At 66.9% G+C, this 21858-nt stretch carries 20 protein-coding genes and 6 pseudogenes; 19 read left to right on the top strand and 7 right to left on the bottom strand.

Annotated elements, in window-relative coordinates:
- The first annotated feature begins 11 nt into the window (after positions 1–11).
- The 9 genes from AB0D44_RS25670 to AB0D44_RS25630 all read left to right on the top strand — a co-directional run bounded on the left by AB0D44_RS25670 (position 12) and on the right by AB0D44_RS25630 (position 8685).
- Positions 12–1184, top strand: a complete 1173-nt coding sequence (locus AB0D44_RS25670; protein WP_362595089.1) for an aminotransferase class I/II-fold pyridoxal phosphate-dependent enzyme — start codon at positions 12–14, stop codon at positions 1182–1184.
- Positions 1181–2047: an NAD(P)-binding domain-containing protein gene (locus tag AB0D44_RS25665; protein WP_362595087.1), complete on the top strand. Its 867-nt coding sequence runs from the start codon at positions 1181–1183 to the stop codon at positions 2045–2047. The genes AB0D44_RS25670 and AB0D44_RS25665 overlap by 4 nt, the downstream gene beginning before the upstream one ends.
- A 103-nt stretch (positions 2048–2150) precedes the next feature.
- Positions 2151–2801, top strand: coding sequence for a hypothetical protein (locus AB0D44_RS25660; RefSeq protein ID WP_362595086.1), 651 nt, complete (start codon positions 2151–2153; stop codon positions 2799–2801).
- A 194-nt stretch (positions 2802–2995) separates the two neighbouring features.
- Positions 2996–3481, top strand: coding sequence for a hypothetical protein (locus AB0D44_RS25655; protein ID WP_362595084.1), 486 nt, complete (start codon positions 2996–2998; stop codon positions 3479–3481).
- 105 nt (positions 3482–3586) lie between these two features.
- Positions 3587–4813, top strand: coding sequence for a radical SAM protein (locus AB0D44_RS25650; RefSeq protein WP_362595082.1), 1227 nt, complete (start codon positions 3587–3589; stop codon positions 4811–4813).
- Positions 4814–5315: 502 nt separating this feature from the next.
- Entirely contained in the window at positions 5316–5615 is a 300-nt protein-coding gene (locus tag AB0D44_RS25645) for a hypothetical protein (protein ID WP_362595080.1), read from the top strand.
- 547 nt (positions 5616–6162) lie between these two features.
- Positions 6163–6330, top strand: a complete 168-nt coding sequence (locus AB0D44_RS25640) for a hypothetical protein (protein ID WP_362595078.1) — start codon at positions 6163–6165, stop codon at positions 6328–6330.
- Positions 6327–6689 (top strand): hypothetical protein, encoded by a 363-nt coding sequence (locus tag AB0D44_RS25635; RefSeq protein WP_362595076.1) that lies wholly within the window; start codon positions 6327–6329, stop codon positions 6687–6689. Before AB0D44_RS25640 ends, AB0D44_RS25635 begins: the two co-directional genes overlap by 4 nt.
- Before the next feature lie 1363 nt (positions 6690–8052).
- Positions 8053–8685 (top strand): hypothetical protein, encoded by a 633-nt coding sequence (locus tag AB0D44_RS25630; RefSeq protein WP_362595075.1) that lies wholly within the window; start codon positions 8053–8055, stop codon positions 8683–8685.
- A 314-nt stretch (positions 8686–8999) separates the two neighbouring features.
- Here AB0D44_RS25630 and AB0D44_RS25625 read toward each other — a convergent pair whose 3' ends face one another.
- Positions 9000–9449, bottom strand: coding sequence for a hypothetical protein (locus tag AB0D44_RS25625; RefSeq protein ID WP_362595073.1), 450 nt, complete (start codon positions 9447–9449; stop codon positions 9000–9002).
- Between the two features lie 387 nt (positions 9450–9836).
- Here AB0D44_RS25625 and AB0D44_RS25620 point away from each other — a divergent pair, with 387 nt between their 5' ends.
- On the top strand, positions 9837–9983 hold the full coding sequence (locus AB0D44_RS25620; RefSeq protein WP_362595152.1) for a helix-turn-helix domain-containing protein: 147 nt from the start codon (positions 9837–9839) through the stop codon (positions 9981–9983).
- Here the strand turns inward: AB0D44_RS25620 and AB0D44_RS25615 are convergent.
- Together AB0D44_RS25615 and AB0D44_RS25610 are read right to left on the bottom strand one after the other, a co-directional pair.
- A pseudogene (locus AB0D44_RS25615) lies at positions 9953–10204 on the bottom strand (IS110 family transposase); the annotation flags it as partial. The gene AB0D44_RS25620 and the pseudogene AB0D44_RS25615 overlap by 31 nt on opposite strands.
- 1081 nt (positions 10205–11285) lie before the next feature.
- A pseudogene (locus AB0D44_RS25610) lies at positions 11286–11657 on the bottom strand (IS110 family transposase); the annotation flags it as partial.
- Positions 11658–11662: 5 nt separating this feature from the next.
- Here AB0D44_RS25610 and AB0D44_RS25605 point away from each other — a divergent pair.
- Positions 11663–12082, top strand: coding sequence for an integrase core domain-containing protein (locus AB0D44_RS25605; RefSeq protein WP_362595151.1), 420 nt, complete (start codon positions 11663–11665; stop codon positions 12080–12082).
- A gap of 22 nt (positions 12083–12104) precedes the next feature.
- Here AB0D44_RS25605 and AB0D44_RS25600 read toward each other — a convergent pair whose 3' ends face one another.
- Positions 12105–12956 (bottom strand): phytanoyl-CoA dioxygenase family protein, encoded by an 852-nt coding sequence (locus AB0D44_RS25600; protein WP_362595071.1) that lies wholly within the window; start codon positions 12954–12956, stop codon positions 12105–12107.
- A 119-nt stretch (positions 12957–13075) separates the two neighbouring features.
- On the opposite strand from AB0D44_RS25600, the gene AB0D44_RS25595 reads away from it, so the two are divergent.
- From AB0D44_RS25595 to AB0D44_RS25580, 4 genes are all read left to right on the top strand, one after another.
- Positions 13076–13942 carry an AraC family transcriptional regulator gene (locus tag AB0D44_RS25595; RefSeq protein WP_362595149.1) on the top strand — a complete coding sequence of 289 codons (867 nt, stop codon included), beginning with the start codon at positions 13076–13078 and terminating at the stop codon, positions 13940–13942.
- 380 nt (positions 13943–14322) lie between these two features.
- Positions 14323–14676 (top strand): hypothetical protein, encoded by a 354-nt coding sequence (locus tag AB0D44_RS25590; RefSeq protein ID WP_362595069.1) that lies wholly within the window; start codon positions 14323–14325, stop codon positions 14674–14676.
- 791 nt (positions 14677–15467) lie between these two features.
- Positions 15468–16079, top strand: coding sequence for a hypothetical protein (locus tag AB0D44_RS25585; protein WP_362595147.1), 612 nt, complete (start codon positions 15468–15470; stop codon positions 16077–16079).
- An 18-nt stretch (positions 16080–16097) separates the two neighbouring features.
- On the top strand, positions 16098–16397 hold the full coding sequence (locus tag AB0D44_RS25580) for a hypothetical protein (protein ID WP_362595067.1): 300 nt from the start codon (positions 16098–16100) through the stop codon (positions 16395–16397).
- Positions 16398–16450: 53 nt separating this feature from the next.
- Here AB0D44_RS25580 and AB0D44_RS25575 read toward each other — a convergent pair.
- A pseudogene (locus AB0D44_RS25575) lies at positions 16451–16561 on the bottom strand (DUF4291 family protein); the annotation flags it as partial.
- Positions 16562–16836: 275 nt separating this feature from the next.
- Here AB0D44_RS25575 and AB0D44_RS25570 point away from each other — a divergent pair.
- The 3 genes and pseudogenes from AB0D44_RS25570 to AB0D44_RS25560 all read left to right on the top strand — a co-directional run.
- A pseudogene (locus AB0D44_RS25570) lies at positions 16837–17124 on the top strand (HNH endonuclease); the annotation flags it as partial.
- Positions 17125–17229: 105 nt separating this feature from the next.
- Positions 17230–18182, top strand: a pseudogene (locus tag AB0D44_RS25565) (pentalenene synthase).
- A 570-nt stretch (positions 18183–18752) separates the two neighbouring features.
- A complete protein-coding gene (locus AB0D44_RS25560) occupies positions 18753–19157 on the top strand; it encodes a hypothetical protein (protein ID WP_362595065.1) in 405 nt (134 codons plus the stop codon).
- A 777-nt stretch (positions 19158–19934) separates the two neighbouring features.
- Here AB0D44_RS25560 and AB0D44_RS25555 read toward each other — a convergent pair.
- Positions 19935–20744, bottom strand: coding sequence for a hypothetical protein (locus tag AB0D44_RS25555; RefSeq protein ID WP_362595063.1), 810 nt, complete (start codon positions 20742–20744; stop codon positions 19935–19937).
- A gap of 14 nt (positions 20745–20758) precedes the next feature.
- Entirely contained in the window at positions 20759–21199 is a 441-nt protein-coding gene (locus tag AB0D44_RS25550; protein ID WP_362595061.1) for a HEAT repeat domain-containing protein, read from the bottom strand.
- Between AB0D44_RS25550 and AB0D44_RS25545 the strand changes: the two are divergent.
- Positions 21200–21738, top strand: a pseudogene (locus AB0D44_RS25545) (IS5 family transposase); the annotation flags it as partial.
- Positions 21739–21858: the final 120 nt, after the last annotated feature.

Here is a 21858-nt window from a genome sequence, read left to right as displayed (position 1 = left end):
ACCGACACGCCGTGAGCCTGCCTGAGATATCCCGAGTCGGTATGGATCTCCCGGCAGCGACTACCAGGTCGCTGTTGGCCACGAAGTACCCGGGCGCCATCGGCGCATGGGTGGCGGAAATGGCTCTCGGCGTGTCGGAGCCCATCCAGGAAGCCCTGTTGAGGGAAACACGCAACGGCACCCTCGGGTACAACGACCCCACCAGCATCCAGTTGGGCCGCGAAGCGGTGGTCCGACGGATGGCTGACTGCTACGGCCTCGACGTCGCCCCGGAGGCTGTGGGCTTCGTCAGCGATGTGGTGAGCGGCTTCGCAGCTGTGCTGCGGCACTACCTCCCGGCGGGCGAGGCGGTGGTGGTCCCCACCCCCGCCTACACACCCTTCCTCACCACTCCGCAGCAGTTCGGCTACCCGGTCGTCGAGGTGCCCGGTACCTACGGCCCGAGCGGCCACCACATGGACCTTGAGGGAATCGACCGCGCCCTGGCCAGGGGGGCCCGACTGATCGTCCTTTGCAACCCGCACAACCCCACCGGCCGCTCCTTCACCCACGAGGAGCTCGCGGCGCTCGCCAAGGTCGTCGAATCTCACGGTGCACGCGTCTTCAGTGACGAGATCCACGCGCCCCTCGCGCTTACCTCCCGCCGACACGTGCCCTACGCGTGCGTAAGTGAGGCAGCCGCTAACCACAGCATCACGGCGACCTCCGCCTCGAAGGCGTGGAACATAGCAGGCCTCAAGTGCGCCCAGCTCATCTTCACATCGGCGAGCGACGCAGCCCTGTGGAACACCGTCGCCGACTTCTACGTGCGCTCCGTCTCCCGACTCGGAGTGGCTGCCTTGATAGCCGCGTATGAAGACCAGTCCGCATCCGAGTGGCTTGCCAAAACCCTGTTGCGGCTCCGTAGTAACAATGCCATGGTGGCCGACGCCGTCGCCGGAAGCATGCCAGGCGTGGATTATCGCCCTGCCGAATCCACGTACCTGGCCTGGCTCGACTGCACTCGTCTGGGCGTGGACACGCCAGCCGCCCTCCTTCGTGAACGGGCCGCAGTGGCCATGTGCGAGGGGGCGGAGTTCGCTGGCCCGGGGTACGTGAGACTCAATTTCGCACTGCCCGAACCCGTGCTGAACCAAGCCCTGACCGCGATGGGACGGGTCGTACGAGAGGTGATGAGGCAATGATCAATGTCCTGGTGGCGGGATACGGCGTGATGACGCGCGGCGTCATCCCGCACATCGTGCAAAAGGCCAGTGGCGAAGTCTTCTTGATGAGTCGACATCTGAATTCTCCGCCGCCGGGGGTGACGATGAAGAAGACGAGTGAGCTTCAGGACGCGCCCCCCGATGTGATTCTTGGATGCTTCGAGAGCGACGGGCGGAGCAAGGAGTTCTGGACGACCCCCGAGGTGCTCGCGGCCGTCGCCCGGCGCGGGATCGTATGTATCGAGATGTCCACCCTGACCCCGGGGTGGGTCGAAGACTGGCACGAGCTCATACGCCGCAACGGCGGCTCCACGGTTGAGTGCCCAGTGACCGGCAGCAAGGTTGGAGCAGCGAACGGCGCACTGTCCGCGTTCCTGTACGAAAGCGAACCCGACCCGCGCGCCGCGCAGGTCCTGGACACATTCGTGAAGAAGAAGTACCACTTCAGCGCGCCCGGCAACCCGGCCCGCTTCAAACTTGTCTACAACGCGTGGGGGGCTGCGCTGCTGCACACGCTCACGGCCTTCATCCCTACCCTGCAGGACGAGCTAGCTGAGGACTTCGGCGTCGCCGCTGACATCGTTACGGGTGACGGCTGGATGTCGCTCGTCGCCGCTAGCAAGCTCGAGCGAATGATTGACCAAGACTTCGGGGACCCGGATTTCGCTCTGAAGTACATGTTGAAGGACCTTCGGTACGCCCGCGGAGTATTGGGCGAGTCTAACTCCTTGGTGAATTTGGTCTATCAGACTTTCCTCAATGCGGAATCAATTTACGGAGGGTCCGCGGATTACACCGCGGTCACGGGGGAAAAGATTCGTGAAAATATCAGAAATAGATGAACTCAGGCCTTTTCTGCACGCCATATTTGCTCGGGCCGAGAACATGTCGGTAGCTGTATCAGGCTCTATTTCCCGAGGCGACTTCCGGGTGCGTGAAGGTGAAGTGGACTCAGACGTCGACCTGATTCCTGTGGTCGACGACAGGGCTTACGTCGCGGCTGCCCGGCGGCAGTTGCTGCCCGCGCTGCGGCAGATATCTGACAGGTTCCAGGTGACATGCACGGCGGCTATCACCCTGTCTGGGCATTTCCTGCGTACCAGGCACGCGGGCTACGTCACCAGCATGAGCGCCTCCCCGTTCGTCTGCGACGCGCTGGGTTTGCAGACCCGGCTGGATAAGGGGCCCGTTGTCCAAGGCAGTCCGCTGCCCTGGCGTGCGCAGCCTGTCACTTACTACTTGGCCAAGGCCGGCTCATCCAAGCCAGCCCAGAACCTGGCGAAGGCGCGCGCCGCCAGCGAGCGCCTGCTTAGCGACGCCCCCGTATCCACCGGAGCTCTCGCCGCTCTGGGAACAGAGCCCGGGCACGACGAGATCCGGGCAGCGTGCCTTGACGTGCTCCAGAGTGTTGTCGCGGCGCACAACGTGCAGCTCCTGCCTTCCTCTCAGGAGTTCCTGGCGGGCATAAGAGCTGGCAGGGACAGTGCAGAAGTCTTCGAGGCCGTCCGCAGCAGGGCGTTCCTGGAAAACCAGGGCATTCCTTTCGAGCAGTCATCACTGATGGCGCAACCGACCGCACTTCTAGGGAAGGCGTAAGACCGATGTCCGTAGTTCTCCCCAACACATTCTCCTGCGCTGCACGCACAGCAGTGTTCGAGTCTTCGGACCCTGTCGACTTTCGTTACCTCGCCCAGCCCGGCCTACCCGCCGAAGTTCGTGACCAACTTGAGGTGAATCGTTTCCTGGTCACCACTTCACGTGTCAGCTCGACCGTGTCCGAACACCATTCGATGGATTTCGTCGAAACGCTGCTGAAGGTCCCCGTCACTGTCAGGGGTACGGAGTACCTCTTCCCTGTGGTCACGTACGTAGACCACGAGTACTCACTCATCCGAGGCTATTTGATGGGCTTCAACAAGCTCCTCCGGAGCCGACCGGAGGGCGCAGACCCCCTGACGCTGCAGCTATCTGACCTCGACATCGACTTCCGGTCGGCGCCGGAGCCTGCCCACGAGAAGCCACTGCCGCGTGAGCAGGACTTCCCCATGCTCCTGTGGACTGACTACTCGGTGGGCCGTGTGCAATCGCGCGGGTTCGCGACACTCGCCATCGAAGACTACGAGCGCAAGAGCCTGGTCACACTAAACGTCCTCCGCAGCGAGCAGACCATCGCGGGCCGACGGCTGAATGTCAAAGCACTTTACGAGATTCACGACAGCTTCGTGATCCCTCGAACGACGCCTATTGAGGGTGAAGCGACCTGGATGCGGAACTGACCGGTTCCCCCTGAGCGGACTCGGCGCCCCGTTATCGAGCTAACGCAGAACCCGCCGTACCAGGTACCGCGGGCTGATCCGATCTGTCGACCAAGGTGAGATCACATGCCGGAGAAAATCCCTCAAATCCTTCCTCCGCATCCACTTCGACCCGATTACGACCGCAGCCTTGCACCAGGGGACATACGCGATGACTTCCAGAAGAGGTTAGAGCCGCAAAACTTCAATGTGGCGTATCTCAGTAGGCTCGCTGCAAGAATGTCGGAGGCTCTGAAGCATAGCCCGGACGATCCGTCACTGCGCTACCAGCTGGCGTTCGTCACGATGCAGAACGCGCCGACCACCTCAGGGCTCGCTCTGGCCGACGAACTGCTCGCTGGTATTCGCCGGCGCAGTGGCACCGACGCGGCGGCTGTCGCCCGTCTTCGCCAGCTGCTCGATGGCATGCTGTCGCGCGCCAGCAGCGCGCGGCCCAGTGACTATACGGTCCAGCGAGTCAACTGGTCGATTAACAACCGTTGCCCTATGGCGTGCCGCGGTTGCTACAACCCTTTCGTGGACGATCAGATCACCTTGGGTCAAGCCACGATGATCGTGGACAAGCTTGCCCGCCACGGCACCACGGATTTGGTCATTGCCGGCGGAGATCCGTTGCTCTGGGAACCGATCTTCGACACGGTCGACTACGCCATTGGAACGGGCCTCCAGGTCGCCCTCGACACCACCGGCTACACGCTGACCCATGAGAAGCTGGAACGGCTGACCAGGCTGTCGACCCTCCGCCTTCCCATGGATGGCAGCACACATGAGGTACAACGGGCCTTCCGCCGGAGCGCGGACCGTGACCTGACCAGCCGATTCAAAAAATCACTGCAGATGTGTGACGACGTCGGTTTCCGGCGCGTGCGGGTCCACACGGTCGCGTCACGCCAGAACGTCAATGACCTCGAGGCCATAGCGGAAATCATCTTCGGCTATGAGTCCGTGCAGCAGTGGGTTGTGTTCCAGTGGTGGGGCAGGCGTGCTTCGCGTGCACTGTCAGACGAGATGACAGTGGCAGCGGAGGAGATCGAGTCCCGGATGGCCAGGATCAGGGCAGCTCACCCGGACAAAGAGGTGATCTTCGCTGAAGCAACTGACCGAGAGTTCCTGAACTTCATGATCCAAAGCAACGGCCAGGTGGTGACCTTCGCGGCAGGTCTCGCAGAGGAGTTCATCGTAGGGAACCTCCTCCACGACGAGATGGGGGAGATCATCGCTCACCCCATCCTCGATTTCGCAGCGATGCGTCGTGGTGTTCCGGTCGCCCTTCAGGAAGCTGGCGCTTCCTGACAGGATTGTTCTTGATCTTTGGTGTGTCTGGGCTGTAGGGAAGGGTTGCAGGTGCTGGTCTTCGCCCGACCCGCGGCGACGACCAGGCGAGCCAGGCGAACTTAAGGGTGGACTTCTCCACTTTCTCCACCTGCCCCGCCGTGGGTGCGGGATCGTCGTCCTCGGAAACGGCACACGTCCGGACCGTGGATGTGAGAAAGGTGTGGGGTGGACGACGAGACATGGACGTCGGATGAGTTCGGGGCATCGCATGAGGGCCGAGTGGGTGTGCTCCTGGCCGACGGGAGCGTCCCCAAGCCGGTGTACTTCGACGGCTCTGCCAGCACGGGACACGGTGTCGCGCACTGAAGTGTCGACGACGGCGGTAGCTGGCCGGAGCACCCCCGCGCGGCGGCACTGCGCGCCGAGTGCTCATGCGGCTGGACCGGCGGCCCCCACACCGTGGACTGGGCCGGGTTCGGCGACCTCCCGTTCCGCCGGCACCGGGGACGCCGACCGCTGCATGGACGACTGGGACAGCCACCTTGCCGACGTCACCCGACGCACCAACCCGCTCCCAGAGGAACTGGAGACGCTGCTGGAGTCTGTCAGCGCCGCGATCGAGACGCTGGCCGCTGACGCGCGAGTCGCTGCGGTGAAGGCGGCCCAGCAGTTGGAAATCATCGCCCAGCGCACCGGGTACTGGCCCGCTAACCAGGCCCGCTCCCAGGAACCGGAACAGGTGGCCGCGGCGCTCGGGCGCAACGTGGATCAGACTCCTTTGCTGCTGGCCCGCTTCGGACGCTGGAGCCCCTACCGCTGACCCACCACGTGAAGTTGGCGGCTCGGCCGGTCCGACGTGCGAAGCGGAACCGGACGGGCTCTCTGGGGTCAGCCTCTCAGGCCGACCTTCTTGGGCAAGGCGGCCACGCTGGCCATGGGTCCGTACGTGACGCGCCGGGTTGGGCAGGCCCCTGATGTCCTCCTCGTTGGTCAGGTTCCTCACGAATGCGTGCTCTGGCAGCGCACCGACTGGCGCGACACCACCTAACTCTTCATCACCGCCCTGCGACGCCGGGCCACCAGGGCCCCTCCCAAGGCCGACAGCCGGGGCGCGGCCCGCAACGCGTAAGGCGCTTGGCTCCTCCTCCTGGACCAGGATCCGCCGGCAGCACGCGACCTCGCCGCGCCCCTGGCGGACATGCTCGCCATTCTCGGATGGGACACCCACCGACAGGACGCCCTCGCCCGGACCGCAGTACCTGCCTCCGGCTGACCAGCTGTGCGGCACACCTGGCCGGGGCGTCACTCATGGGTGGCGTGTTCGGCACGCGCCCGTGTCGCCATCGCGCTAGCGGCAGTGACCGGGCATGAACATCAAGAACGCCATGGTGGCGGCCCTGGCCGTGGTGGCCGTGGCGGCACCGGCCGCGCCCACCGCCACGGCCGCGCCTGCCTACAAGTGCGCGAGCAGCACGCAGGACATTGACGGCAGCAGCTATGACGGGCCTGGCCGGACAACTGGAAGATCACGGTGAAGACGTGCGCGGCCCGGTCCGGGGCCACGGTCTATGCCTATGCCGAAGCGAAGTGGAATGGCACCGCGTTCCCCGAGGTGGACGATCCGACGATCTTCGACGGGGCCAAGCTGCGGTTGCAGATCAAGCGGTCCCGCGTGGGCACCGACCCCGTGATGGTTGAGAAGGACCTCACCGCGATCGAGGACCGGCTGGAGGACAGCACGTCGAGCGGAAACTCCAACGGCCACTACCGCACGCCGACGATCCGTCACCGGGCCGGCCGCGGCGCCCTGGCCGACTTGGTTCTGTTCCTGGACTGGCACAGTGACGGCCGCGGCTACGGGCGGCATGACTACACCGGGTCCCCGACTGTCTGACCTGCCGCTTTTTGTCAGTCGCCCGGGTCGGGCACGTCCTCTTGGCCGTGGCGCAATCGGCAGCAGGGTATCGGCGGCGTCGCACCCCGTGCACGCCGCCGTGCCGGGCCGTCCCAGGACATCGAGGGGCCGCCATGGTGCCCAGCGGCCGCGCGCGGTCGGACGCGAGCCGGCACCCCTCGGCATGGATGGTTGCGACCCGGCCGCTGGTCCGGCCATCCAAAACCCATGCCCACCGGCCGGCGGATGCTGCCGCAACGGCTGGCCGGGGAGTCTTCGGGACCCCGTCCAGGCTCACCCCGGGGATCGGGCGCAGCTGGTCGGAAGTTACCCAGGTCCCGTACTCGGCCGCCTCGACGCCGCCGCACTGGTGGAGAGTCAGTATTCCGAACCTGCGGTATTCCTCGTGGCCACGAGCCCGGGCCGTTTGCCACGGCAGTACCGCCGTCTCGGTGTCCGGGTGCAGGGGTGGGGCGCGGCGCGATCCCGGGTGGGGTGGCTCCCGGCACAGATGCCGTGTTCAGTCCACGAACATCTTCGACCTCCACCCCACAGCGAAGCCCGCGACTCGGACGCGCGCTCACGGTCCGCATCACCACGTCCTCCCGGGGAGGGCCATGCGCGAACCGGTCTGCTGTTCCTGACGCAGGCCCTGCACGATGGGGACGCCTGGCGTGGTCGCCCTTTCCGTGAACGCTTCCCTCTGAACAGCAGCAGGCAGCAGACTCACCCTTACGGCCTTCGTCTTGGTCACGTGCACCTTGGTCGGAGCACATGATCAGATGAAGGCCGCCCCCAGGTCCGGCGAATCCCCAGGTGAGCGACTCAGTTCGAGACACCATTCGAGGCCGGAAGATTAAGAACAAGCTAGTGGCGCCCACCGAGTGGGGCCATTGAGCGGCGGCCACCGAGTGGTGATGTGGCCCCTTGAAAATCGCCACCCCGGCTCAGGCGTTTCCCAGACCTGCTCATCTTGATTCCCCACCCAGGCTCGCCGATCTGAGGACGGGCGCCATTCGGGAGGGCCGCCCGATGGCCAGCCAGGGGTCGGCCCGCCCAACGGAGTGAACTCGCCACTCACCTTGGGCCGTGGTGTTCGGTCGTAAATGATGTGGGACCAGGTTGTCCGTACCTTGACGGGATGATCCCGTCTACTCCCCTGTATGAAGTCGGTTCGCGCTCTCGACGCCCCAGTACACGCGAACAGGTGACCAGGCCGCGTCTCGGGCGCTTCGCACTGCGGGCCCTGGCCACGGTCGCGGTCGGACTGGTCTGGTGGGCGCCGCCGGCCGCGGCGGCGTCTCCGGATAGCTGCGTCGCAGCCGAAGGACGAGTTCTGGTGCGTACAGGCACGGCGACGTGTATGGCAACAGGTGCCGGATCTCTGGCCATCGCCTCTGGCGGATCCAGCTCCGCGGAGGCGACAGGCGGGAGCGGCAACACCGCCATCGCGATCGGCGAGCCGGTCCCCCTGGACGAAACGAATAGCGCGACGACGTTCGCGCGGGCGGTCCAGGGCGATCACAACACCGCCGTCATCATCGGCGACGGCGGCTACGCCGAGAGCGGGGTCGGTAACCAGAACACCGCCGTTGGACTCGGCGACACCCCTGCCCTCGACTTCCACCAAACCGGCGCGCAGGCCGGCAATGGCGATCGGAACACCGCCCTCGCTCTCGGTGACGGAACAGGCGCCTACGGCCGCAGCGGGAACGGGAACGTCGCCACAGCCGTCGGAAACGCCATCATTGCCGGCGCGGCCGCCGGGAACGACAACCGCTCCACCCTCATCGGAGGTGGTGGCAGCACCACGTTCGCTTTGTTCGGTGACCGCAATGCCGCCACTGCGATCGGCAGCAGCAGCGGCGCCGGTGCGGGAGAGGGAGTGGACAACGCCGCCACCGTCATCGGCGACAACAGCACCGCTGGCGCTTACGCGCCACTGGGCTGCACGACGACCGTGATCGGCGACGGACAAAGCCGCAGCTGTCCGTAGCGTCCGTACTGGCTTGGACCGGTAAGTCGGCCGGCCCCAGCAGGCCGGCGGAGCGTTGGCGCCGAGGTGGGGACGATGGCCTGTCCGGCGTCCACGCTGATGGGGGTGAGGTGGTCGGCTTCGCCTGCTCCGTCGTGTCAGCAGAGGTGGCAGACGGTGGCGTAAATGGCGGCGGGCCCTGCGGTAGGGGCGGCCCGTGCGGCGCCGGGATCGGGGCGTGCCGGCCTCCGTTCCTGGCGGGACGGATACCGTCCGGGGCCCTCGCCCCGGACGGCACGTCCCGCGCCCACCCGCCCCGAGTGGTTTGGGGTTGCTCAGTACGTGGGGCAGATGTTGGCCTGCACCGCGGCGAGAATCAGCGCGCTCTTGGTGGGCCCGAACCCATCAGGGTGGTTGGGCCCGATGAACCGCTTCTCGACCTGGGCAACGCGCTTGGTGGGGTCCTTCTCGTCCTTCATCGCTGCGCACTGGTCCCGGCCCCGTGAGACGGCCTTGTCTTCCTTGCCGTTGACGATCTCGGGGTCGATGCCGTTCAGTGCGGCCAGGTAGATAGTCCGCTGCTGCGGGCCCGGCTCCGGGGGAATGCCGGTGTCGTTGGACGGACTGGCGGCGGTCGGCGTGGTGTCGGACGGCGCGGCGGGCGCTGAGCTGTTGGTGGGCGCGGCGGTGTCGGGTTTCGGGTCGCTTGAGTCGCTGGAGCAGGCGGTCAGGGCGAGTGCGGCGGCCACTGCGAGGAGCGCGGTGGCGGTGTGATGTCTGTGCATCGCGCCATGATCGCGGGTGCGCGCATGGGGCGTAAGGGTTGTGACGGTCCTGTGACGCGCGAAAGCCCCGCGGGTGGGCGGGGCCTCGGTGTCCGGGCACGTCGGACATGGCCTCAGAATGGGCATGGCGGACAGTTTTGAAACTCGGTGCAGGACGGCTCTGCCGGGGCGGGGGGCAGGGCCGTTTCTGTCCGCACGCTGGCCGGGTGGGAGTGCCAGCGTCCCCCAGGTGGTGGATCACGCTGCGCCCGGGAAGGCTGAAATAGCACTCTTGGTATGCCCTTTTCAGTGCTGCGCCTGCTGCCGGCCTGGTCGATGGTGATGTTGCGGCGCATCGGGATGACGTCTGGTTAAACAGCAGCGGGACCGACAGGGGCCCAGCGACGCCTGGCGGTCCTGCGACACGCCGAGGAAGTCACCGGCAACGTCTCGCTGACCTGCCGCTACTACGGCATCAGCCGAAACTGCTTCTACAAGTGGCAGCGGCGCTACCAGGACGAAGGCATCGAAGGGATCGAAGCCAGGAGCGGTTGAAGAGGGTGGGCATCTAGAAGAGTGCTGATCTGGGCCTCGAGGGCCCGGCGCTGATCGTGGACCGCGGCGAGCGAGCGGGCCAGAGACGGGATGCCCACGTCGAGCGTGCCGGTTCCCGGGACCACGACAGTCTGCTCGTCGAGGGCCGCGAAGACGTCGTCGACCAACCTCTGTGCCATCCGCGGGGCCTTGGGGCGGATCACCTCGACGAGTCTTCGGCGGGAAGAATGAGGTCAAGAGTCCGCGGCCGGACCTGGCGGGCAGGATAGAGACCGAAGTGCGGCGCCGTCGGCAGCCCCTGGTCCGCAAGAGAGCCGTCCAGACCGCCGCGACACGCACCGGCCTGGTCATCGAGACATGCGCCCGGTTCGGCTTCACCGCCGCGCCCGGAATCACCGACGAGGGGCGGATGCGGTGGATCACCCAGCACGTGGCCCCGGGGCTCGCAAACCGTCTTCTGGAGGTGCAGCAGGCGGGCGCGACGGAGGGGGATCTGCAGGCCTTGGCCGCGGAGTCCCTGCAAGAGGCCTACTGCAAGGACGGAGGCCGCCGAGCAGGGGACTTGCTTATAAACTGCTGGACGTTGGTTACACATGGGTCTCCGATCGTGACGGAGAACTGGCATGCCCCCTTCACCACAAATTAAAAGCCTCACGATGGGCTCCTGTCTTTCTCGGGACCGCCTTGGTTGTCTGCTGGGGTCTTTTTACAGAAGGGGTGCAGGCCCAGGAGGTCTCTGGCTGCTTTCCCGCGTGTGCTGCTGGGGTTGATCAGCACGATCAATACGAGCAGCAGGTATGAGCCTGCGATGGTGCAGGCAATGATCATCGCGGCGTTAACACCACCGTGGAGGAGTTCGTTTATAGTCATCCGTCGTTTCACGGGCAGCCCATTCGTAGAGGGCGGCCGAGTAAACGCTACGGTGGTAAAGAGCGACCGGGTGCCGAGTCCGTCATGGCTATGAGGAATGCAAAGCGTCGATTAGTCCTGGGAGTCATTCCACGGACCCTTCGAGTGACTAGGGGTTTGCTGTGAAGCGGGCGACTTGCCCCCCTCGGCTTCCATTAGGCCCCACTAGCGGCATCAGGTCGTGTCACGGGAAATCGTGACTTGACAGCAGCGCACAGGCCGGAGTGCAGGTACGGGGGCATGAAGCTGCAGTCGTGATCTGACAGGATGTGCCATTCGGGTGCCGCTGCGCGCCGCTTGTTTGGGGGAGGCGAGGGCTTTCGGGTCCTCGGGGGGGCGTCTCTATGTCTTTCGTCAAGGACGTAGTCCCGGGTTCGAAGCGTTTTGGGGTGGTCATGCGGCGGGGGTGACGGTGCGGATTCTGCACTCGTAGAACGTGCCGCCGCCAAGCATGGCGAACAGGACGCTGATGCGTTGGCAGGCGAGCCGGAGGAGGGCTTGGGGTTGGGTCTTGCCGCGGGTTCTTTGCCTAGTAGGTGCGTGAGGCGGGATCGGCGTTCATGCAGGCGAAGGCGGAGAGGAACATGGCGCGTTTGAGCTGCCGGCTCCTCCGGGTGCGCGTTCGCCGTGGATTGACGTCCCGGACGACCTGGTCGTGGGCGAGAGGCCGACGTAGGAGGCCAGGTGGGCGGCGCTGGGGAAGCCGGTGCGGTCGCCGACGGTGACCAGCGGGACGGCGGCGGTCCTGACTCCGACTCCGGGCATCCGCGATCGACGACTGCACCCGGCTGCGGGTCCTGCGGATCTACCCGCGCTGCGACCAGAAGACCGCCGTCCAGTTCCTCGACTACGTCCTCGAGCGGCTGCCGTTCCGCGTCGAAGTCATCCAGACGGACAACGGCGCGGAGTTCCAGTCCGCCTTCCACTGGCACGTACTCGACAAGGGCATCGCCCACACCTACGTCAAGCCGGCCTCCCCCCACCTCAACGGCAAGGTCGAACGCTCACACCGCATCGACGCGGAAGAGTTCTACCGCATGCTCGCCGGTGTCGTCATCGACGACACCGGCGAGCTGAACGACAAGCTCCGAGAATGGGAGGACTATTACAACTACCACCGCCCACACGACGCTCTCGGCGGCCAGAAACCCTACGAACGCCTCAAGCAGAAGACCCAGACACGGATGTAACCAAGCTCCAGCAGATGGACAGCTAGTTGGCGGATGAGCGCTTTGCTTGGCGGAGCTGAGCATTCTGATTGGCTGGTCCGGCGTCCTCCCCGGCGGGACCGGAGGTGGCCTGTCCCAGGCCCCGGCGGATCGCGATCTCCACAGGTGAGTACGCGCCGTCGGCCCGCTCCAGTTCATACGGCGCGGCGGGCATCAGCGGCGGCTGGGCCATGAAGCGCGGTCGCACTCCGTGGTGCGGCTGTGCCGCGTGGACCAGGAACGGATGGCACAGGAAGACGTCGCCCGGGGAACCGGTGGCGAGGGCGAGCGGCCGGTGGGCGGATGCCGCTACGAGGTCTGGCGCGATGGCCAGGCCGCTCGCGCCCTCCTCCCCGAACGGCTCCAGCACCTTCGGCACGTTGAGGTGGGAGCCGACCCGGATCCGAGTAGGGGCGTCCTCTTCCCCCACCTCGCTGAACAGAAACAGCATCAGCAGGGCCCGGCCGCGTGAGTGGAGATTGGTGAAGGGCCAGGTTTCGCCCTCTACCGCGTAACTGCCCTCGATGTGCCAGCCCGCGTCGCCGGGCTCCTCCTTGTGCGGGAAGCGCAGCGGGAAGGTGCCGAGCGAGTAGCGCGGCTCCCAGCGCCCGGAGCCGACCAGAAGGTCGTACGCCCGGTGCAGAGCCGGGGAGTTGGGCGCGGCGGCGAACGGTCCCTGTGCCATCCCGCCGACCCAGTGCACGGGCTGCGTCCAGGTCTCCGGGTCGTCCGGGTCGCAGCCCGTCTCCCGCCACAGCAGCCGCGCGCAGCTCGCGGCCACGCGGGGCGCGACGGCGCCCTCCAGCTTGACGAAGCCGTCGCGAAGGAAGCGGGATACCAAAGTCGTGTCGTCCATGCGCCCATCGTGCGGCGCCGCCCGTCCCGGCCACCCGACACTTGCCGCACCGCTTTTCTCGGGTGCGGTGTGCAGGACCGGGCCTGATTGAATCAATGGTCGGGATCTTGGGGGCGATCATGCTGGAGCGGCTCAATCAGGCCATGGAGCACATCGAGCGGCAGCTCGACAGCTCCGTCGACGTAGGAGAGCTGGCGCGGGTCGCGGCCACCTCGGAGTACCACCTGCGGCGGATGTTCTCGGCGCTCGCAGGGATGCCGCTGTCGGAGTACATCCGGCGCCGGCGGCTGACCGTCGCGGGCGCGGAGGTACTGGCCGGTGAGCGGACGCTGCTGGAGATCGCGGTCCGGTACGGATACGGCTCGGGAGAGGCATTCGCGCGGGCGTTCCGCGCGGTGCACGGCGTCGGTCCCGGCGAGGCTCGGCGCACCGGCGCGGCGCTCAGCTCCCAGCCCCGGATGACCTTCCGCCTCATCGTCGACGGGAGCAGCAGCATGCGCTACCGCGTCGTGAACAAGCCGGGGTTCAGCGTCGTCGGGGCGAAGGCCCGGGTGCCGCTCGTGCACTCGGGGCCGAACCAGGCGATCATCGATTTCGTCCGCGGGATCGGCGATCAGCCAAAGGAGCTGCTGGAGAAGCTGTCCGACCAAGAGCCGCAGGGCATCCTCGCGGTCTGCGACGATCTCGATCCCAGCCGGGCGGAGGGCACCTACCTCGACTACTACCACGGGGTCATCACCTCGGCGTCCCTGCCGGAGGGCATGGCCACGCTGCCCGTGCCGGCCGGGACATGGGCGGTCTTCACCACCTCGGGGCCGGCGCCGGAGGCGATTCAGGCGCTGTGGCGGGATGTGTTCACCGAGTGGTTCCCATCCAACCCGTACCGGAGCCGCCCCGGGCCGGAAATCCTTCGTACGCGGATGTCGGCGGACGGCAGCGAGGCGGATGCCGAGCTGTGGCTGCCAGTGGAACGGGAGGCCGATTGATTCTTGATCCCTTCCTGGCCCCGTTCGCCGACGCCAGCGTGCTGGTTTCAGCGAGAAGGCCGACGGCCGTCCAGTTTGGCATGGGCGGGGCCGGCAACGGGCCCAGGTCGAGCAGGGCCTGAGCCTGCGCGAAGTCGCCCGCCGACTCGGACTGGGCCGCAACACGGTGCGGAAATACGCCCCCCTACCTGGAGCAACGGATCACCGAGGGCTGCACGAACCTTTCGAGCCTCCATCGCGAGCTGCAAGAACTCGGGGCCCGCTGCGCCTACAGCACCCTGCGCGACTACGTCCATCCGCTGCGTCCCGGACGCCGATCCGCAGCCAACCGTCCGCCGATGGCCCGGCCGCCCTCGCCCCGCGAAGCCACCCGCTGGATCATGAGCCACCCCGACCACCTACGCGACGACGACCAACTGCGCCTCAAGACGCTGCTGGCCCGTTCGCCCGAGCTCACCGCCGCGACGACGCACGTCCGGACGTTCGCCACCGTCATGACCAACCGTGAGGGAGAACGGCTGCGCGGATGGATCGCCGATGTCTGCGCTGACCAGCAGTGCGGCCTGGCCTCCTTCGCCGCCGGGCTGATCACCGACCTCGACGCCGTCGTCTTCGGCATGAGCACCGAATGGTCCTCCGGCCCGGTCGAAGGCCGCGTCAACGACCTGAAAGCCTCAAGCGCAGCATGTTCGGCAGGGCAAAACTTCCGCTGCTGCGCAAGCGGCTCCTCCTGATCGCGGCCAGCCGCCGACCCTAACCTCTGGCGCCTCGGGCCTTGCGGTCCAGGAACTCGATCAGTCGCGTCTCCGAACGCAGGAGCTGTTCTCGCTGCTCAGGAGGAAAAGACGCGACAAGGTCGACCAGGACTCGTTTCCGCGGGACGTACACCATGTTGCCGGAGTAGATGCGGCACGTGGAACACCAGGCGAGTCCGACGCACCGCTCGAACATCGGGGACTCGGCCGGATGGAAGCGATACTGGTACGAACATACGGGCGTTCCACAGTCGGCGCAGACGCGTCGATCGCTGTCGGGAATCGTGTCCCAACTCCCGACCTTTCGCCAATGCTGTCGCCCGGCCGGTGCTCTTCAAGTCGTCATGCCGAGCATCCTCGCGCACACAGGTCCACCAGCACAGCCTCCGAGGAAGACTCCGGCCGACCACAGAACGTAACCGGCTCTTGGTCACCTTCACGGAATCCGTGCATGAACCCGTTCATCCCGCCGAAAAACACGCTGCCCGATGCTCAGCATCAACCCGAAGATGCTGCCCCGCCTCAACGAGCTGGAGGAGGACCTCCTCGCCCGCCGCAAACGAGCCGTCGAAGAGGACTGGCGAGGCGAGATCGAAGGGCTCGACGACGCTCACCTTCTTGCGGAGCAAGCGCGAGCAGGCCCGCCGCTTCCAGCGCAGCGATCCTGTCTCCCTCGGAATGCCTGCGATCCCTCATCAGAAACCCAAGGTCACAGGCGGGTAAGCAGCACTGCGAACACCAGAAACGCGGCCTGGGTGAGAATCAGGGGTATGGATGTTCCCAAGCTGCTGGAAGCCGCTTCCCTGCTCGTCCCCGAGGAAATCGCCACCGAGAACGACATCACGGTGGCCGACGTCTGGGAGTACCTCACCCAGGACGAGTGGGAGGTGGCTCTCGGGCTGCTGGAGGAACTCGGAGAAGTCCAACCGCTTCCACTCAGCTTCTGGGAAGCTCTGGCCACCGCAGCTGAGCAGATGCGGATGGAGAAGAGCGCGGCCTGGTGCCACTGGCGCTGCTACGAAACCCGCAACGGCATCATCCGGGCCGACCTCACCCTCCGCCCGGCCGCCGAGGCCAGACGACAGACGCCCATCTCCGGCGCCGGCGTCCTGCGACCGATGTGGAACATCGGAAACCGAACCCCGACCGGCGAACCGGCCCTCAACATCGCCATGCTCTGGATTGAGCGCACGCCGTTCCTCGAACCTGGCGGGCGAGCCTCGGTGCGACTCGCGCCCCTTGACCCTCAGCAGTGGCAGCACCTTGAGCCCGGCCAAGTGATCACCATGCACGAGGACCGATCCGTGGCCGGGACGGCAGTCGTCCTGGAGGTCCAGCGACCCTGCGGCCACGCCCACGGCATAGAGTCGAACGATCAGTAACGACCGCGGGAGGGGAACATGGCGGAGCGGAGTTGGCAGCTCAGACAGGGTGAGCGGCTGGTGGGAACCTTGGCCCTCGAAAGCGGCGACATGTTCTGGTCCGACTGTCGCTTCGAACCCGGCCCAGCCTGGGAAGGGCTTGCTTCCCTGTTCGCCGCTTCCCGTGATGCCTGGCGCCATGGTGACGAGGATGTGGCCTTGGCAGCAGACGAAACGATCTACGCCCAGGACCTCGTCCTCGTTCCAGACAGCGGCGAAGCCCCGGTCACGGAGTTGCTGATTCGGATCGAGGGGAAGGTCGCCCGATTCCGTCACTGATCCGGCGCAGTCACGCTCCTTCGGACTTCTAACGCCCGCCTTGGTGCAGAGAAGATCCATGTCATCCGGTCCCGCTGCCAGGCCGCCGGGAAGCGACCGTCCCGGGCCGCGGGAAGGCCGATCTCCGGCCCGTAGGCCTGGGGGCGAGCGGCTGCTTCGGACACACTGCTGGGCCGGCGAGGACCGCCGTTTGGTCCGCGAGTACGAGGAGTTGGGGTTCACGGCAACGCTGGATTTCGAAGTGCGGCGGTCGGACGGTTCGATCTGGCCGGGCCAGATGCTGCAGACTCGAGTGTGAGCGGTCAGGGCCGCCCAAGGCGGCGCGCCATCAGGGTGCTAGTGGCTGGGCCCGCTGCCCCACCGATCGAGAAGTTTGATCGCGATCCAGGTGCTGGGGCCCGCCAGGAATACCGCTCGGTTTGAGTAGCGCTCCCCGCCAGCTGGGGCCTCGGCGTGGACCGCGGCGCGGCGGGAGGCGTACGCGAACGACCAGGGTCAGCCGACGTCGCTGGTGGCGGTGACGGCCCGGTCGAATCGCAGTAACGCCGACCAGGATCCGGCGCAGTGGCTGCCGCCGTCGCCGGAGGCGCTGTGCCGGTACGGCGCGGAGTGGACGGCGACCAAGCTCCGCTGGGGCCTGGCGGTGGATGAGGCCGAGCGGGAGCGGCTGTACGGCATCGCGGCCGGCTGCGGCGGCACGGAGGTGGAGTTCACCCCCGCCCCGTAACTGGGGCGCAGAAGGGTCTGGGGCCGTCATCCCGTGAGGGGGCGGCCCCTTGCCGACTGGGGTCGCCGTAGTATCCGCCGTGAAAACAACGCAAGGGAGGTGTCCATGTATGACCCGTTTCCCTGGCCCGCGCGCATCAGCCCCGACCATGAGCGCGCCCACGCGGTCCACTTAGCCTGGCCTCGGTCTTTCGGCTTACTGGCCAGCTCCGAAGCCGCCCGACAGCATGCCTCGGCGCACTACGCGGAGCTTGCTGCCCGCTTCTACGTCACCGCCACCGGCGACAGTCTCGACCTCGGAACCGACCTCATGAGCTGGTTCTTCCTTTTCGACGATGCCGTGGATGGCGCCACCGCAGGCTCCCGTATCGAGCACTTCCAACGGACCTGCTCGTTGATTAACGAGCACATCGACGCCCTTACCCAGCCGCCTGGTCCGGACGCTAACCCCAGCACGCGTGCCTTCCATGACCTGTGGACTCGCTCGCGGCCCGGCATGAGCCACGCGTGGATCGTGCGCAGCGCGCGCCACTGGAAGCAGTTCTTCGACGGGTTTCACACGGAGAACAAGAACCGCTGCGACCAGTACCAGCCCGGTCTCGAAGAGCACCTCAGCAACCGTCGCCGTACTATCGGCGCTCAGCCCACGGTCGACCTCTGCGAACGCCTACGTCACCAGGAAGTGCCCGAGACGGTCTTCTTCACCCAAGCGTTCACCGAACTCAGAAACCTGGCCATCGACATCACCTCCTCGACAACGATCTCTACTCCTGCGCGAAGGAACGGCGGGCCCACGACCCGAACAACGCCGTCCTCATTCTTCAGCGCACCCGCAACCTGACCGAGGACCAGGCAGTCACCCGGATCCAGAACCACATCTGCGCCAAGGTCCAGGACTTCCTGTCCGCGCAGCAAGAAGTCCCCCGCCTCTGCCACGCCCGAGGCCTCACCCCGCAGGCACCCCGCACCGTCCACACCTACATTTACGAGGACCTGCCCGCTCTCATGCGCAGCGGATATGACTGGGCCCAAAATTCCGCCCGCTACGCCTCCCTCTGAGGGCGCCGGCCGGGTGCCGTACGTCCCGGTTCCGGCTCGATGGCCCGCACCTGGTCCTGGTCGACGATGCCGAAGGGGAGGACGAGTTATCTGGTTGGTCCAGCGATGCGGACGCCGATGTGCTGGCCGCACTGACGGCGGGGAGTTTGGGGCGTCGGTGAGTCGGCTGACGGCGCCGTTGGCGGTGCTGGGGGAGGTGCGGGTGGTCGAGCGGTTCCGTTCGGGGTCGGGTGGCCTGAGGGTGCCCCTGTCTTGGCCGGCCCGGCTGCGAGGCATGGCGGCGCTGGTGGGCGGGGTGGTTTGCCACGGGGTGGCGTATGCGGCTCCGGGCGAGGCCTGCGTGCGCCGCCAGTTTGACTGCGGTGGAGTGGATCCGGTGGGCTGGTGCGCAGAGCACGGGGACGCGGCTGGCCCGGTGAGGGAGTGGCATCCCGGAGGCAGGATCTGCTGTACGGCCCTGGCGCGACAGGGGACACGACACCGTACGCGGCTGATTCAGGCGGCCCGGCCCGGCTAACGGATGTCTGAGAACGCCAGCGCATGGCGGGTGACGTGCGGCACGGTGTGACCATGACGACGCTGCCGCTCATGCTCACCACCGCAGGCACGTGGGTTCAGCTGGAAAGCGACCCGCTTGCCCCCTTCCGACAGCTCGATGATTGGGACGAAGAAGTCAAGAACGCGGGCTACTACAGGTGGGGCGGCCTTGGTCGTCGTGACGACAATCCTCTGTGGCTGGAGATCTACCATCTTCGCACCGACAAGGAAGGCAACGCACCCTCCTTCCTCGTCGTCCTGTCGAATAGCGGCTACTACGAAGTGCTGTACGCCGAGAGTGCGCCCGCCCTGATGGAGCTCCAGTCGCGATGGGCGCCGGCGATCCAAGCGGCTGCCGTGACCGACCTTCTCGGACGGCTTGACGACAGCACGTCGCAGTACGGATTTGCCGGACTGGTCCGCAAGGCATTGACGTAGCGCTCGCTCAACGCTGACGCCCATTAGCCTTGGCGCGCAGGGGCGTCGCGGAAGGGGCTGGCACGGTCCCGCTACGTCCAGACGTAGCTCCGGCAGGTTGCCGAGCACTTGGCCCGCGGCCCGTGCCGGGCACCGCTGGACCGGGGTGTGTTCCGGCACCCGGTCAGGTTCGTCCGGACGCAATTTCGGTGGGTTGCGGTGGCACGGTGATGGAGTTCACTGGCGGGTTTGTCGTCGCCGGTACCGCCTCGGAGGATGCCGTGGCGGGCCGGGCAGGGGCGGGGTGAACGGTGGCGCATCCGGAGGCGGCAAGGAGCGCGGCGAGGAGCAGTGGCAGGGTCCAGCGACGCATGCCGCCACCGTGCCGCACGCAGGCCCCTGGCCGGCTCTGACGGCCCCGCTGCGCCCCTCGGACGGATGATGCGGCGGCCGCCCCGGTCCGCCCGCTCGTGGCTGCTCTGGCCGACTCTGGAAGAGGGGCAAGCCGTGAGGGAGGCCGCGGGGATGGTGCTCAGACCGCCGGTGGAGCCGATGCTGGCGCAGGCCGCGGAGCGGCTGCCGGGGCCGGCCGTGCTGCGGTCTGGGGTGGCCTTGAGCAGAAGTTATGGACAGGGTGGTGGGCTGTCCGTTGTCTCTGGTGGCCGTGGCTGACGGCGGGGCTACCGGGCGAGGCTGTGGCGGGTCCTTACTCGTCTCGCGCAGTGTGTGCGCTCCGCCCGTTCAGGATGTTTCGTGCGGCGGTGTGGACGACGGGGTGGGGGTCGTCGGCCGCTTATCTTAGGGCGGGTTCGGCTGCGGGGCCGAGGATGCGGGCGACGTTGTCCAGGGCACGGGCTCGGACGGCGGGGGCGGGGTGGGTGGTGCTGAGGTGTTCGAGGAGCGGGGCGGTGCGCTGATCGCTGAGGTGGCCGGCGAGGTCGCACAGGATCTGGTGGCTGCGGGGCTCGGCGTGCTGCGGGTGAGGCGCTGGCGGTCGGTGTCGAAGAACCGCTGCTCTGTGTGGGGCTTGTCGCGGTGGTGGATGAGGAGGTTGAGGGAGACGCAGAGGGCAGGCGGGTGGTGCTGGGTGTGGATGTCGCGGCTGGCCCGGTAGAACATGACCTTGCCCGGCGGGAGCTCGGTGTGTTCGAGCAGCCGGAGTTCGACTTGCTCGCCGGGGTGCCCGGTGACCTGGTGGGGGTCGTACTCCCAGATGGTGGTCTCGTAGCCGGGGCCTAAATGGCCGACGGTGAGGAACGAGAAAGGATGGTCGTGCGGCAGCTCGTAGGAGTGGAGCGACTGCTCCTGCTGCGGGTTCATGCCAGTGGGCGGAAGCCAGATGTTCGCCCTCACGATGAAGCTGTTGCCGCGTCCCAGGAGCAGCGCCGGCCCCATGTACGGGTTGCCGTTCTGCCAGGAGGCAAGATCGGCGAGCTCTCGGTTCAGGTGGTCCACCAGCAGGTCTGGGTCGCTGCTCAGTGCGTGCAGGGCGTCGGCCGAGCCGAGGACGGAGTCGGTGTCGGCCGGGTCGACGGTCGCTTGGATGTGGTCAAGGTAGTCGGCCAGGCCGATACTCGGCTGCCGGTCGACGGCGAGGGTGTAGGCCACAGAAGGGGGTCCTCTCAGACGGTCCACACCGGCCGGGGGGCGGGTACCGGGGGAATGCCGAGGGCGGCGGCCGCGGTGGCCCTGATCTCCGGGTGCGGATCACGTGCGGCAGCCTCCCGCAGACGGATGGTGCCCGCTTGGCGGTCGATGCGGAACAGGGCGCGGATGGCCTCCCAGCGCACTTGGTGCTGCGGATGCCCGGCGAGCTCTTCAAGGCGGGGCACGGAGGTGGCCCGGCCCGCGGCGGAGAGGAGGCGGATGGCGTAGGTGAGCCGGGTTGCGGTGAGATCGGCACTGATGACCTGCACGGGGCGTAGCGTGGCCCGGTCGTAGGCGAAGCGGTACGGCAGGACCGGCGGTGTGGTGAGCAGCAGGTGCGGGTACGGGGCTGAGGGCTCGGTGAAGACTCCCAGGTGCTGCTCGGTGTGCAGGGCAAGTACGTGGCCCTTGCCCACGACTCCACCACCGTGCGGGCCCATCAGCACGCTGCCGGGGCCCGAAAAGGGGGCCCTGGCCGGGCGAGGCGATCGGCCGCTCCCGCGGCGGGCTGACCACAAAGATCCACCTGGCGTGCGACGGCCGCGGCCTGCCACTCGCCTTCACCCTGACCGGCGGGAACGTCAACGACTGCACCCAGCTCGAAGCCGTCATGGCCCGCATCCGCATCCAGCGGTCCGGGCCCGGCCGGCCCCGGACGCGTCCTGAACGGGTCGTCGCGGACAAGGGCTATTCGTCCCTGAAGATCCGCTCCTACCTGCGCCGGCGCGGGATCGCCGCCACGATCCCGGAGCGGATCGACCAGATCAACGGACGTATCCGCAGAGGCGAGAGCCGGTGCCGGCTCGACCGGGCCGCCTACCGGCGGCGCAATGTCGTCGAACGCTGCTTCAACCGGCTCAAGCAGAACAAGGCCCTCGCCACCCGTTACGACAAACGAGCCCGCCACTTTCAGGCCCTGGTCACCATCGCCTGCCTACGGCTCTGGCTCCCATGACTTTGCGGACACGCCTTAGGTTCTTCTGCGGGACGGCCGAGCCATTCGTAGGGTTCTGTCACCCAGGGGTGCCGGGTGTGGCTATCAGTTGATTGCCCTTGATGGCTCGGGGAGATTGGC

Origin of the sequence: Streptomyces sp. NPDC048349, from assembly GCF_040651925.1 — a bacterium.
Classification (GTDB): Bacteria; Actinomycetota; Actinomycetes; order Streptomycetales; family Streptomycetaceae; genus Streptomyces.
The sequence above is the reverse complement of the archived record's forward strand: the minus strand, read 5'-3'. Positions and strand labels throughout refer to the sequence as shown.